9 protein-coding genes are annotated in these 13,477 nt (G+C 44.6%); 2 read left to right on the top strand and 7 right to left on the bottom strand.

Annotated features, from left to right (window positions below; genetic code table 11):
• Nucleotides 1-7: 7 nt before the first annotated feature.
• The 4 genes from NXS07_RS08300 to NXS07_RS08285 all read right to left on the bottom strand — a co-directional run bounded on the left by NXS07_RS08300 (nt 8) and on the right by NXS07_RS08285 (nt 7,269).
• Complete coding sequence (locus NXS07_RS08300) at nt 8-3,277, bottom strand: non-ribosomal peptide synthetase (protein ID WP_258086535.1); 3,270 nt, start codon at nt 3,275-3,277, stop codon at nt 8-10.
• A 486-nt stretch (nt 3,278-3,763) separates the two neighbouring features.
• Nucleotides 3,764-5,419, bottom strand: coding sequence for a cyclic peptide export ABC transporter (locus NXS07_RS08295; protein ID WP_038217105.1), 1,656 nt, complete (start codon nt 5,417-5,419; stop codon nt 3,764-3,766).
• A gap of 183 nt (nt 5,420-5,602) precedes the next feature.
• Nucleotides 5,603-6,181, bottom strand: a complete 579-nt coding sequence (locus NXS07_RS08290; RefSeq protein WP_258086534.1) for an NAD(P)H-dependent oxidoreductase — start codon at nt 6,179-6,181, stop codon at nt 5,603-5,605.
• A gap of 164 nt (nt 6,182-6,345) precedes the next feature.
• Nucleotides 6,346-7,269, bottom strand: coding sequence for an AraC family transcriptional regulator (locus tag NXS07_RS08285; RefSeq protein WP_258086533.1), 924 nt, complete (start codon nt 7,267-7,269; stop codon nt 6,346-6,348).
• Between the two features lie 274 nt (nt 7,270-7,543).
• Between NXS07_RS08285 and NXS07_RS08280 the strand changes: the two genes are divergently transcribed.
• On the top strand, nt 7,544-8,944 hold the full coding sequence (locus NXS07_RS08280; protein ID WP_258086532.1) for a pyridoxal phosphate-dependent decarboxylase family protein: 1,401 nt from the start codon (nt 7,544-7,546) through the stop codon (nt 8,942-8,944).
• 98 nt (nt 8,945-9,042) lie between these two features.
• Here the strand turns inward: NXS07_RS08280 and ychF are convergent, their stop codons facing one another.
• Both ychF and pth read right to left on the bottom strand, forming a co-directional pair.
• A complete protein-coding gene (gene ychF, locus NXS07_RS08275; protein ID WP_038195693.1) occupies nt 9,043-10,134 on the bottom strand; it encodes a redox-regulated ATPase YchF in 1,092 nt (363 codons plus the stop codon).
• A gap of 112 nt (nt 10,135-10,246) precedes the next feature.
• Complete coding sequence (gene pth / locus NXS07_RS08270) at nt 10,247-10,837, bottom strand: aminoacyl-tRNA hydrolase (protein WP_038180542.1); 591 nt, start codon at nt 10,835-10,837, stop codon at nt 10,247-10,249.
• Between the two features lie 332 nt (nt 10,838-11,169).
• Here pth and ychH point away from each other — a divergent pair, with 332 nt between their 5' ends.
• Complete coding sequence (ychH, locus tag NXS07_RS08265; RefSeq protein WP_038195692.1) at nt 11,170-11,445, top strand: stress-induced protein YchH; 276 nt, start codon at nt 11,170-11,172, stop codon at nt 11,443-11,445.
• Between the two features lie 67 nt (nt 11,446-11,512).
• Here the strand turns inward: ychH and NXS07_RS08260 are convergent, their stop codons facing one another.
• Complete coding sequence (locus tag NXS07_RS08260) at nt 11,513-13,474, bottom strand: autotransporter outer membrane beta-barrel domain-containing protein (RefSeq protein WP_258086531.1); 1,962 nt, start codon at nt 13,472-13,474, stop codon at nt 11,513-11,515.
• Between the last annotated feature and the right edge of the window lie 3 nt (nt 13,475-13,477).

Raw genomic sequence — 13,477 nt, 5'->3', positions numbered from 1 at the left:
ACCAGAATTAACCCATTGTTTTGTAGAGATCTTGCAAGGATTCAGCGTCAAATTGCAGTAACTGAGCATCAATAATGTGCTCTTCAAGTTGACAAATAGTGGGGTGTGCAAATAATTGTTGAATAGAGAGTTCGACATCAAAGTTTTCACTTATTCTTGACTGTAGCTGTAGCATCAGCAGCGAATGACCCCCCAGTTCGAAAAAGTTGTCATTACGCCCAACGCGATCGATTTTCAGTAACTTTTGCCAGATATCGGCCAGTTGTTCTTCGGTTTCACCTTGTGGCGCCGCATATTCCCGTGTGAGGACGGCTGAGTGATCGGGCGCAGGCAGAGCTTTACGATCCAATTTGCCATTCAGGGTGAGTGGGAAAGCATCCAGCATCACAAATGCACTCGGGATCATGTAATCAGGCAGACTGCCGCCCACTTGTTCCCGTAGAGCAGGAATGCTCAGAGTGACGCCGGGCTTGGGGATGAGATAAGCGACTAGCCGTGTATCTCCGGCATCATATTCACGGGCGATAACAATCACATTCTGAACGCCGTCAGACTGAGCCAGGCGCGCTTCAATTTCCCCCAGTTCAATGCGATTTCCCCGTATCTTGACCTGAAAGTCGTTGCGTCCCAGATAATCGATGCTGCCATCGGCTAGCCAACGCCCGATGTCGCCGGTTTTGTACATCCGCATGTCAGGATGCTGACTGAACGGATCACGGATAAAGCGTTCCGCTGTCAATTCCGGTTTATTCAGATAACCCCGGGCAACACCCGCACCCGCGATATAAATTTCCCCGATTACGCCAATGGGAACAGGCTGATCATGTTTATCAAGGATATAGATCTGGGTATTGTCGATAGGGTGACCAATGGGAACCAGACCGATATGCTGATCGGGTACACATCGCCAAGAGGTGACATCGATTGCGGCTTCCGTCGGGCCATACAGGTTGTGAAGTTCGCTGTGAGCAAAATGAGCCAGACACTGCTGTTGTAAGGAATACGACAAGGCTTCTCCGCTGCACAAAATCTGACGCAAAGAAGGGCAACGGCCGGCGGGTGTCAGATGAATAAAACTTTGCAGCATGGAAGGCACAAAATGAAGGGTAGTAATGCCCCGCGCTTCGATTTCTTCCAGCAGATAGAGCGCTTCCTTATGACCACCGGGACGCGCCATGACTAATTGAGTGCCGGCAAGCAGAGGCAGGAAAAACTCCCAGACTGAGACATCAAAACTGAACGGTGTTTTTTGCAATACCCGATCATGCTGAGTTAATTGATATTCATCCTGCGCCCACAACAAGCGGTTGACGACTCCACGGTGCTCATTCATGACCCCTTTCGGTAAGCCTGTTGAGCCAGAGGTGTAAAGCACATAGGCTAAATGGCGGGACGTCAGACCTAAATCGGTGGCAACCGGGTTATCCGTCGGCTGACTGGCGATATTTGTTCGATACTCTTCACTCTCCAATACCCATACAGGCATAGTTGTCATCGGTAAATGATCTTGCAGGCCGTGATGAATCAGCAGAAGTGCAGGGTCACTGTCTGACAGAATATTGCCGAGCCGATCTGTCGGATATTCAGGGTCGAGCGGAACGTAAGCAGCGCCGGCTTTTAATATTCCCAGCAGGCCAATGACCATCTCCAGACTGCGCTCCATGCAGATAGCGACACGATTATCCGGACGAATACCAGCTTTAATTAAGGCATGAGCCAATCGATTGGCTTGTTGGTTAAGTTCGGTATAGCTTAACGCCTTATCACCGCAACTCAGGGCGATGGCGTCAGGCGTGCGTTCGGCTTGCTGTTCGAATAATTGATGAATCAGAGCGTGTTGAGGAAAAGGCTTATCCGTCTTGTTAAAATCATAGAGAACCTGCTGGTGTTCCTGCTCATCCATCAGCGGTAAGCTGTCGATAGACTGTTGTTGGTTATCCGCCATTGCCGTGAGCAGGGTGATGAGATTTTTTATGAGTTGATTGATTAACTCAGCATCGAACACTTGGGGATCGTAATGGAAATGACAACGGATCTGTTGATTGACCTCCATCATATTCACCATCAGGGGGACGGGGGTATCGGCATAAAGAGGATGTGGGAAAGGCCTTAATTCCGCGCCACCCCAATGCACTGTCGTGCTGGAATCGTCATCCATCCATAACGTTGGCAGCTCACTAACATATCTGGGTTTTTGAAAGGTCATCAGAGTCTGGAAAACCGGATGCGTATCCGCAGTGCGCTGTAATTTAAATTGTTCCAGAACCTTGGTGAAAGGGTATCTCTGGTTTTCAATCGCCTGACGGATAGTCTTCGCGGTTTGAAGAATATGTTCCTGTACAGTGACATTACCGTTGATTTGACCCCGTAAAGCGACCGGATTGACAAATTCCCCTACCAACTTACCCCATTTAGCTTGACTCCGACCCGGCATCATTGAGCCGATAACGATATCGTCCTGCGCGGTATAGCGATTAAGCAGGATTTGATAGGCAGACAGAAAAATAGCGAACAGGCTGTTGCCGTATTCAGATGCCATAGAACACAGCTTAAGGGCTAAATCATCAGGGATTCTACCGAACGCCGTGATCTTATCCGTAATTGGAGGGGAGGCGTTGTTATCTACCCCGTTTTGTACGGATCCGATTTTTATTGGCCATGATAATGAGCTCAAATTACCAGCCAGATTATCGCACCAGAATTGTTGTTGTTTTTTTGCACTTTTACTGTTTAACCATTGCTGCTGCCATGAAACATAATCTTGATAACTGTGTTCTGATATCGGTTCCAATTCCTGTGAGGTCAGAATCATGCCGAGTTCTTCCAGCAACAGCCAGTAAGACCAACCATCGACAACTAAGTGATCGAACGTCAATACCATGACACTTTCTTGCGCATTGCATTGATACCAACTGGCATAAAAGCGCAGCGGATTTTCCAGATCGAGAACATGCCGGCAATCGTCAAATACAAGTTGCTGAAGAGTGTCTTCGCTGAGGTGCCGGGCATCATGTGTCTGAACTTTGATTTCGCTATTCTCTGCTATGCGATATCCCAATTCGCCATCGTATAGCCCAAAACTGGCTCGTAGCATCGGGTGACGCTTGATCAGGTGATTGAGTGCATCTTCTAAATCTTGAGCGTTTAACCCCTCAACTCTGGCACAAAACGCACCATTATTTCGCCCACGTTGGCTTGGGTTAATTTGATATTGAAACCAACGGCTGCTTTGTGCTTCGGATAAAGCAAATGGCTTCAACTTTTCAGGGTGGTTCATTTTATAGCTCCCTTTTTTATGGGCATATGAAAATAAAAAAGTATGAGAACTGATAAAACAAAAAATAAAACTAGAATCCAAATCTACAACTAAAAAAACTGGGTTAAAAAAGTCAAAACGATCTATTTTCAGCAAGAAAAATCATGCTGTGAATGTATAAAATAATAAAAAATATGCCATCCTTAGAAAAAGAATGGAATATTTTAAAAAAACTGATAAGCAAATTTCATTTTGTTCAGAAAATATACTTTGATTTTTTCATGACATTCGAGAGAATGAATTATATATTAAATCAATGTATTTTGCATGGTTAGCCGTGTTTTACTTATGTATCTAATTTTATTACAGGTAATGTGTATCTGCGTTGTTAATAATTTATATTATATAATAATTTTAATAATGTAAGTTAATAAAAAAAGAGCCTATTAAAATAGGCTCTTGGAATGAATAAAAAATATATCATGGTCATTTATTTGGGGTGGTTATTTATTTTAGTTCCGTAATGGTTTCATGACTATGATTATTTATTTCTTTAATATTACCATCTTCCAGTTTAATAACACGTTCAGCAATATCGAAATAAGCATCGTCATGGCTAATCACAATAACCGTTTTTCCACGAGACCTTAACTCTGGCAGAAGCTCTGTATAGAACAGCCGTTTAAACACCGGATCTTGGTCAGCAGCCCACTCATCAAAAAGATAAAGAGGGCGGTCTTCCAAATAAGCAGCGACCAAAGCCAGCCGCTTTCTTTGACCGGCTGAAAGCTCTGTCGTAGAGAATTTACCATCAATAATCTTCACTTTGTGACCCATGTTTAATGCCTGAATGTAATGAGTCGCTTTCTCTGTGACGTCTGTACCGGTATTTAAGAGCTGATCAAATAGATGATAGTTGGAAAATACAGCGGAAAAGAATTGGCGATAGTGGACATTGTTAGATGCATCCATCTTGACACCGTTAAGCCAGATAGAACCGGATTCCTGTTCGAATAAACCGACCAGCATCATGGCTAACGTGGTCTTACCGCTACCATTACCCCCGACAATAAAGACAATTTCGCCCTGAGATATTTTCAGGCTTAAAGGGCCGAGCATAAACTGACGGTCTTCTTTATCAGTCGTATAGTGATGGACGATATCCTTCAACTCAAGTACTAGGGGTTTTTCACTCAAGAATGGGTTTGGCGTGTCACCCTGCACTGATTGATTTTCCTGCCCTTCGTCTAAGTCACTGTCAAGTTGACGCATTTTATTCAGCGAGATTTCGGCTTCTCTCAGTTCTGGAATGGCACCGACAACTTCACTGATAGGGCCAGCCAGAAAGAGTACAACTAATGTCACCGTCACCAGACTGGCCGGGTCTTGAGGCAACCAGATTGGCACGACAAAGACCATGATGCCGATAATCATATAAAAAGCGATTGAGCTGGCATTCAGCACCCACGCATAACCCGTGGTTGCTTTAATACAAATCTCTTTAAATTTTCTGGCACCGGGAGAAATGACTTTATCGATAAAAGCATCGCCTTTCTGCGTATTGAGTTGCAGTTCTTTGCTTCCATCTATCAGGCTCTGGAAATTGAGATACAGCCTGTCCACCTGATCACGCATTTCAGTCATTAAACGTATAGGCCGTTTTTCCAGAAGATAAAAAATATACATCATCACCAGACATAAAAGGATCAAAATGACAAAGAGTTGCCAGGAAATCCACGCTAAATAACCAAAACAGGCGAAAATAAGGGTGATATTTCCAAAAGCAGTTGGGGCTAACATAAAAGATTGTATAAATACATCGACATCTTTAGTTAAAACAGCTAATAGGCCGTGTCTCCCGAGTTTATTAAGTTTTTTGTAAGGCGCGCGTAATATTTTAGCACTCAGACTGAGGCGTAATGAATAAATTGTCGCTTGGGTTAAATGCGAGAGGATAACCTCGGATAGCGTTTTAGTAATGAAAAAAATAATACATATACCAAAAAAGCTCCAGAGAAAGGAATTAAGCTCAATTGTTTCTGTAATTCCTTTGCTAATTGTACTTACTACAGATGCACCGGCAAATCCACTAATTAATGCGCTTATTGTCGATAAAAGCAGTAATATCCAAGATTGGCGGTATAGATAAGCTATTAGAGTCATAAAAATAAGCCATTATAGGATGTTATGGGTAATATAAAATGTATATATCAATTTATTAGACCCGTTATGGTTGTTTTTTTTTGGTAAAAATTCAAGGAAGATTTATGTGAGGTAATATGAATAAATTTAAACCGTGATAAAAATCACATTACCCACCTGCATGGCAGGTGGGAGCACTAATTATCAATAATGATCAGACAAGTGCATTTTTAACCGCTTAATATCCTGTGCAATCTGTGGCTGTTTCACCACGCCATAGCAAGCAAACGTCGGTAAGGGTGACATGCCTAAAAACTGATTTGCTTTATGAAAAGGGTAATAAACGTTGTTGATGCCTTTTCCTTCAAAGAACTGTTCGGGGTCTTCAAAAGATTCCAGCGGTGCATTCCAAGTTACTGAAAACATGTAAGTCTTACCCTGAGATAAACCGCCTGAGCCATATTTTTTGGTAAGATCACTGCGCGTTCTCCCATCATCTTGAAATAACGTACCGTCACCGGCACTAAAAACTTCATCAACATACTTTTTCAAAATCCACGGTGCTTCCATCCACCAGCCCGGCATCTGGTAAATAACACTGTCTGCCCAAATAAATTTATCGACTTCTGCCTGAATATCATAACCCTTATCAACATGAGTTATTTGGATCTCGTGCCCCATTCCTGTCAGATGATCCTTGATGATCTCTGTTAACGCGTTATTCAGTTCTCCTTTTGATTCACCAAACTCTTTTGCTGAATTAATAACCAAAATATGGGTCATAATCATCCTCTGTTTTATTTTATTGATAATGCATGAATTATATTAGATCCAATTTTGGCCGGATGGGTGCCCAGTTATTTCCAATCGTTGCCTGATCCTCCAAAGAGATATTGTTTTCGCATTTAGCGTTTTATCAAGGTCATTTGATGGCGATTGGTTAATCATCATCTTACTCGCAGCCGCTTGATATCCCGACAGGGTGGCTCACCAAATAGACGGCTGTATTCACGGTTGAACTGGGAAGGGCTTTCATAACCCACCTGAAATGCGGTGGCTGATACGTTATGGTGTTGCGTCAATAATATTCGTCTCGCTTCATTTAAACGCAGCCATTTCTGATACTGGAGTGGGCTCATTGAAGTTACCGCCTTAAAATGGTGATGAAAGGATGAAGGACTCATTCGGGCGATTTGTGCGAGTTGTTCGACTTTGACGGGGTCAGCAAAGTGATCTTTCAGCCAGTTAATGGTCTTGCTGATTTGATGGCTGGGGCTTTCCTGTGAGGCCATTTGTTGCAGTCGTCCACCCAATTCACTTTTTAACAGACGATAGACAATCTCTTTTTGAATCAGTGGTGAAAGTACGGGGATATCTTCCGGTGTATTCAATAAATCCAGTAGCCGATTGAAACAAATCAGCAGTTCGGCTGTTACGGGAGTAACAGCTAACCCGCATGTTTCTGGCGAATCCTGCCGGATCGCAACATGATTTTCTATCAGTAATTCTGAGGCTTCCTGAATATTAAACTGTAACATCATGGCAAAAAAGGGTTCTTCTTTCGAAGCGGTGCAAACTTGAGTAATGGTGGGAATATCGGTGGAAGTCACCATAAATTGGCTGGCATCACAACAATAAGAGCACCCGCCGATAGTTATCCGTTTTTTCCCTTGGGCAATGATCATGATGCTGGGTTCGTACAACCAGCCTACTGGCGCCGTCGGCTGTTCTAAATGACACAATGTCATTTCAGGGATCGCAGTTTTGGCTGCATGTGTATTAGGTCGCGTCAAGCTGGCCACTTTCCCGATTAATTGTTGTAACTGAATTTCAATTTCTGGTGCACCGGATAGGTGATGTAATGCACTCATTTTCTACTCCCTCATTCATTGCCATAAACACACAAAATTTTTACTCATTATTGTTACTTAGCATATCGTTAGAATTGGAATATTTATATCAGTGAAAATAATAAATTGGAGGATTAGGCAAGGATTGTGGAGGATAAGGTGGTTGTGGGGGCTAATCATAAAACACAACGCGGATTGATTGAATACTGAAATGAATGCGTTGGGCAGTTAATGTATGTAAGGTACTTGTTTGTTAAAGCAACTGAATATTTCTTGATAAATTGGAAACAACGTAATGAAAGATCCTATTCGTGATGCCTCGCTGTCTGCGGTTAAGGTAGCGAGTGAAATCGCGTATAACTACGTCAGTAAGGTGAGAAACCAACGAGTATTTCCCGATTCTGGCGCTTTATCGGGTCTACAGAATCTTGATAGGCCATTACCCCAACATGGAACGGATTGCCAACAAGTGCTTGCGCAGCTCCATAGGTACGGCTCGCCCGCGACGGTGGCGACAACAGGAGGCCGATATTTCGGTTTGGTTGTTGGTGGTTCAACGCCGGCAGCTATGGGAGCAAACATCGTGACCAGTGCGTGGGATCAGATAGCGTTGATGGAGTCGTCTTCGCCTGTTGCTGATCAATTAGAAAAAATTGCCGGACGCTGGGTTTTGGAACTGCTGAATTTACCGCCAGAGGCGTTTGTCGGTTTTGTGACTGGCACAACAATGGCTCATGTAAGTGCCTTGGCAGCCGCCCGGCAATATTTGTATCAGAAAAAAGGGTATGACTTCGCAGAACATGGTTTACAAAATGCACCTCAATTGAAAGTCGTACTATCTGAAGAAGTTCACATATCAGTTTTAAAGGCGCTGAAGTTGCTCGGTTTTGGTCGTTCACAGTTGAATATTGTGCCATGCGATAGCCAAGGACGAATCATTGAGAGTGCCGTCCCAGAGTTTTCAGATAATACGATTCTGGTATTGCAGGCGGGCAATGTTAACTCTGGTAGCTCGGATAACTTTCACGCACTTATTCCCCGAGCTAAAAAAGCAGGCAGTTGGGTACATGTGGATGGGGCATTTGGGCTTTGGGCGCGAGCTTCGAGTGCGCAATCCGCATTAGTCAAGGGCGTTGAAGAAGCTGACTCTTGGGCGGTAGATGCACACAAGTGGCTCAATACGCCATACGATTGTGGTATGTGTATCGTGCGTCATAAACATGCGTTGAGAGAAGTGATGACGACTTCGGCAGCGTATGTGGAGACTCAAGATATGTGGCAGGCGAAAGATATGCTGCCAGAATTCTCCCGCAGGGCGAGAGCTGTTGAAGTGTGGGCAGCGATTTCAGAACTCGGCGTACAAGGGATTCAGGTGCTGATTGAACGCTGCTGTTTGTACGCAAAAATGCTGGCTGAGGGGCTAGAATTACTTGGTTTTAAAGTGCTTAATGAAATTGTTCTCAATCAGGTGGTTGCGTGTTTGCCAGATATAATCTTGCAGCGAGCTATGCTGCAAAAAGTTCAGCAGTCAGGTGAATGCTGGTTTGGGCAAACAATATGGCAGGGGCAAGAGGCCATTCGTTTGAGTGTCAGCTCTTGGGCTACCACCGAAGATGATATTCAACGTAGCTTGAAAGCGATTGCCGATGCGATTGATGAGGTTAAATATGCTGATGGGATGGTAAGACAAAGTTAGTCGCAGTAAAAACAAAAATCCGCGCAACCACGCGGATTTTAGGTATTTTAATCATTCCTCTAAGCCATCATGCGATGCTGAGAGGAATGAGCAATAAATCAGACGTTGAACAAGAAGTTCATCACATCGCCATCTTTAACGATGTAGTCTTTACCTTCAGCACGCATTTTGCCGGCTTCTTTCGCGCCTTGTTCACCTTTGTAATTGATGAAATCTTCAAACGCGATGGTCTGGGCACGGATAAATCCTTTTTCGAAGTCGGTGTGGATTTTACCCGCTGCCTGTGGCGCTGTGGCACCAACCGGGATCGTCCATGCACGAACTTCTTTCACGCCAGCGGTGAAGTAAGTTTGCAGGTTCAGTAATTGATAACCAGCGCGAATGACACGGTTCAGGCCCGGTTCTTCCAGACCTAGTTCAGCCATGAATTCTTCACGGTCGCCATCTTCCAGTTCAGCGATGTCTGATTCAATAGCAGCACAAACCGGAACCACGACAGAGCCTTCTGCTTCTGCAATGGCGCGAACGGTATCAAGATGTGGGTTATTCTCAAAACCATCTTCATTGACGTTGGCAATGTACATGGTTGGTTTCAAAGTCAGGAAGCTGAGGTAGCGAATCGCCGCTTTTTCTTCCGCACTCAGGTCTAAGGCGCGCAGCATACCTGCCTGCTCAAGGTGAGGAAGACATTTTTCCAGTGCTTCCAGCTCTGCTTTAGCATCTTTATCGCCACCTTTGGCTTTCTTCTGAACGCGGTGAATAGCACGCTCACAGGTATCCAGATCCGCCAGTGCCAGTTCGGTATTGATAATTTCGATGTCTGAGGCAGGATCAACCTGACCAGAAACGTGAATGATATTGTCGTTTTCGAAGCAGCGCACAACGTGACCGATAGCTTCTGTTTCACGAATGTTGGTCAGGAATTGGTTGCCCAGACCTTCGCCTTTTGAGGCGCCTTTCACCAGACCTGCAATATCCACGAATTCCATCGTGGTTGGTAGTATGCGCTGGGGTTTGACAATTTCAGCCAATTGGTCAAGACGTGAGTCTGGCATCGGCACAACACCGGTGTTTGGCTCGATAGTGCAGAAAGGGAAGTTTGCTGCTTCGATACCTGCTTTGGTCAGCGCATTGAATAATGTAGATTTCCCAACGTTAGGCAGGCCAACGATACCGCATTTGAATCCCATATATTTATTACCTCAGATCACTTATAAACCAGCGGGCAAGATGCCTGTTGGTGAGTTATACAAAATTGGCGCTATTATACACGCAATAACTAGCCACGCCACGCACAGCCTGTTAAGCGCTGGCTTTAAAAGCATGCAGACGGTTAATGGCCTTGTTCATGCCATCTTTCATCAGAATGTCCGTGCAGCTCAGTGCTTCATCAATGGCATCATCGATCAGCTTTTGCTCACTGGCAGGAGGCTTGCCAAGTACAAAACCCACCACTTTATTTTTGTCACCCGGATGGCCGATGCCAATGCGCAGACGGTGGAAGTTAGGGTTATTACTGAACTTGTTCTGAATGTCTTTCAAACCGTTATGGCCACCGTTACTGCCCCCCAGTTTCATTTTTGCTACGCCGGGTGGCAGATCAAGTTCATCGTGCGCGACCAGAATTTCATCCGGCTGGATGCGGTAGAATCCGGCGAGGGCAAGGACTGATTTGCCGCTGAGGTTCATGAAAGTTGCTGGCACCAGCAGGCGAACATCCTGCCCATTCAGGTTGATGCGGGCAGTATAGCCGAAAAATTTACTCTCTTCTTTCAGGGGCTGTCTGTGGCGTTGCGCTAACAAATCGACAAACCATGCTCCGGCATTATGTCTGGTCTGTGCGTATTCAGCCCCAGGGTTTGCCAGACCAACGATTAATTTTATGTCACTCACAGTCTTGGTTCGCTTATTGGCAATAAAATAAAAAAAGGGGTTTAGTTTACCTGCCTCAAGGCTTGAGTACAAAATTCATTATGATATTGAAAGGGAGGGTTCGTTATTCCTTAATAGTTGTTCAATGTGTTAAACATGGGGGGCAAATTATTGTTGCTGAATCCCCTTTCGGTGAAGTGTAAAAATGCGTTGAGATTTGTACAACTTGTGATCGCCGCCGCAATAACCTTTTAGATAATAAGGCTATAATATAACCAAGGATGTATCTACTTTCGTGCTTTTGAGTTCGTTTCGTTTGTAAATTGAGTTCAGAAAAGTATTGGAGGTTGGTGATGAAACGTAAAAATGCTTTCATTCTCGGTAACATTTTTATGGGGTTAGGGATGGCGGCAATGCTGATTAGCTTGTCTTATGTATTGCTCAGTCATGTGTTTAGTTTAGACCAGTCTGGATTGGCCACAGGTATTTCATTGATGGGTTTATTTGTTGGTGCATTGGTTTGGTTGGCGGGTGCCAGTATCGGTGGGCGTGAGCAGGTTACTGATAAGTATTGGTGGTTGAAGAATTATGACGAGCGTTATCGCCGTAAAAAACACAGAACCTCATGATTTTTTATATTATTATTGATATCTAGGCAAGGCGGTTATTGATGACCACCTTGCCTTTTTGCTTATATCAGAAGCTGGCGTTGATGCCCAGACTGAAATTGTAGTTATGCTCCTGAGAATTACCCTCGTTACGGGTTACAGAAGCGAAGCCGCGCCAGTTATTGAACAGGTTAGCATTCACACCGACAGTATATTGACGCCAGTCAGTGTTCTGTTTGCCACTTTCTCGCACAAAGGAAGTCTTGGTGGAATTGATGGCGCTGCGCAGTTTATAGCGTGTATCACCGAATTCGTGATTAAACTGGACAGAAGCATAAGGATTGATGCGGCCTAACTGAGTATCCACACGCCAGCCCAGTGTGCCGACTTTGGAAGTGTAGTCTTGATCAGCAAAATGCATGGAGGTGTTGTTGTTGCCGGATTCACGGTAGCCTTTGATATCACCTTTATCCCACGCATACTGGATAATCGGGCTGGTGGTAATTTGATTAGTGACAGCGATATCCCAGCCTGCTGTGAGGCGCCCACCCCATTGTTTACCGGTGGTAGAACCGGTTTCCCGGCGTGTCGCCTGACCTAACTGAATGCTACGTGTCAGACTATCGTATTTGTTGTTTGAATAATGGAGATCGCCACTTAACCAACCTTTGTCATAGAAGTTCCACAACGCGTAAGTTGTCACTACGTGAGCACGTCCTTCATGCGTGAAATTGGAGGCAGAGGTGCGTTCATCCTTATAGTTAGAATATACAGCACCCAGCAGCAGGTTATCAGTGAGCTGATAATCACCACCCAGTGTGAAGGTGTTGTTGTGGCTGCCAGTGTAGCCACCAAAGACGCCAATTTTACCCTGCGCATTGCCACCATTGCGAAGCTGTTGTAGGTGACCATCAAGGGAAGCGCGAACACCTTTGACGGGGATACGGTTGACTTGATTCAGGGTCATGACCTGTGATGGCGCGGTGTAGATGGATTCACTATACTGATCTAGTATGAGGTGGCCAAGTGGTGTTGGATGGAGGTTGTCAGCAAATAAAAATGACTGACTACTATCAAATTTTGGGTCTTTGGAAGAACATTCAGCATCAGACAATGATTTTGAGCAGGCATAGCCAAGAGTATTGGAAATACCATAAACCAGAGGGTTTGCGATGACTTCCTTGAGCAGGCCGTTGGCATCGACACGCATAATATTGCCGTTGCTCTGGCTGATTTTCTCATCTACCAGTTTATTATAGGCATCGGTTAGATTTGTGGCACCTTTACGCGCTTCGCCATAGGCAGCCAGAAGCAATGCTTCGGTCTCGGCTGGATCAGTGGTTTTTGCTGCGATTTTTTTCAACGCACCTTCTAAAACTAGGTCGCGAACCTCATTATTAGGGGTAGGATATTCGTTAATTCCTGCACGGACTTGTTGTAAAATTGCGTTGATATCATCTTGGGATTTGCCTTTCGTTTGTAACGCACCTCTGAGCACTGTTTCCAATAGTCTAGGTGTAATACCAACATCAGGAGCAGTAGGAGCAATGATTAAGCCAGCACCGGCGTTAACCAGCAGATTAATCTGTTCTCCGGCGGCAGTGGCACTCATGTTGACAATATTATAAGCATCAAGTGGATTTTTTTGGCCAGCCATTAAAGCGGCTGCGAGATCATTACCACCTATCCAGTGAATATACACGCCATTGGCATCCGCACGGTTATTATGTGCAGCCAGATATTTTTTGATTTGTTCAGTGGTATTGTCTTCAGGTTTTTCAGGGTTAAGGCTACTGATCGCAGTAGCTCCACCTTGGGCGTAATTGGTGCCACCATCTTTAGAAGCGGTGGGTTTACTACCAGTAATATGTTGAGCAACATACTCAGCATAAAGCTGACTGGTTTTCCCATCTATAGTATATCGCCCATTATTTCCGCTATCACTCAAGCTATCGCCAAAGACATAGGTGTTGTTATAAGCATGGGCATTGGAAATGGCACTGATTGAAAGCGCTAATAGAGCAGGTGTGAATAAAAATGCTTTTTTCATTGG

It is taken from the genome of Xenorhabdus bovienii (assembly GCF_024721015.1).
In the GTDB taxonomy this organism is placed as follows: domain Bacteria; phylum Pseudomonadota; class Gammaproteobacteria; order Enterobacterales; family Enterobacteriaceae; genus Xenorhabdus; species Xenorhabdus bovienii.
This window is presented reverse-complemented; position numbering and strand designations above follow the sequence as displayed.

Excerpts from the sequence above, each read along its gene's own strand:
- ychF (WP_038195693.1), bottom strand. The coding sequence starts at position 10,134 with ATGGGATTCAAATGCGGTATCGTTGGCCTGCCTAACGTTGGGAAATCT.
- ychH (WP_038195692.1), top strand. The coding sequence starts at position 11,170 with ATGAAACGTAAAAATGCTTTCATTCTCGGTAACATTTTTATGGGGTTA.
- NXS07_RS08300 (WP_258086535.1), bottom strand. The coding sequence starts at position 3,277 with ATGAACCACCCTGAAAAGTTGAAGCCATTTGCTTTATCCGAAGCACAA.
- NXS07_RS08285 (WP_258086533.1), bottom strand. The coding sequence starts at position 7,269 with ATGAGTGCATTACATCACCTATCCGGTGCACCAGAAATTGAAATTCAG.
- NXS07_RS08295 (WP_038217105.1), bottom strand. The coding sequence starts at position 5,419 with ATGACTCTAATAGCTTATCTATACCGCCAATCTTGGATATTACTGCTT.
- NXS07_RS08290 (WP_258086534.1), bottom strand. The coding sequence starts at position 6,181 with ATGACCCATATTTTGGTTATTAATTCAGCAAAAGAGTTTGGTGAATCA.
- NXS07_RS08280 (WP_258086532.1), top strand. The coding sequence starts at position 7,544 with ATGAAAGATCCTATTCGTGATGCCTCGCTGTCTGCGGTTAAGGTAGCG.
- NXS07_RS08260 (WP_258086531.1), bottom strand. The coding sequence starts at position 13,474 with ATGAAAAAAGCATTTTTATTCACACCTGCTCTATTAGCGCTTTCAATC.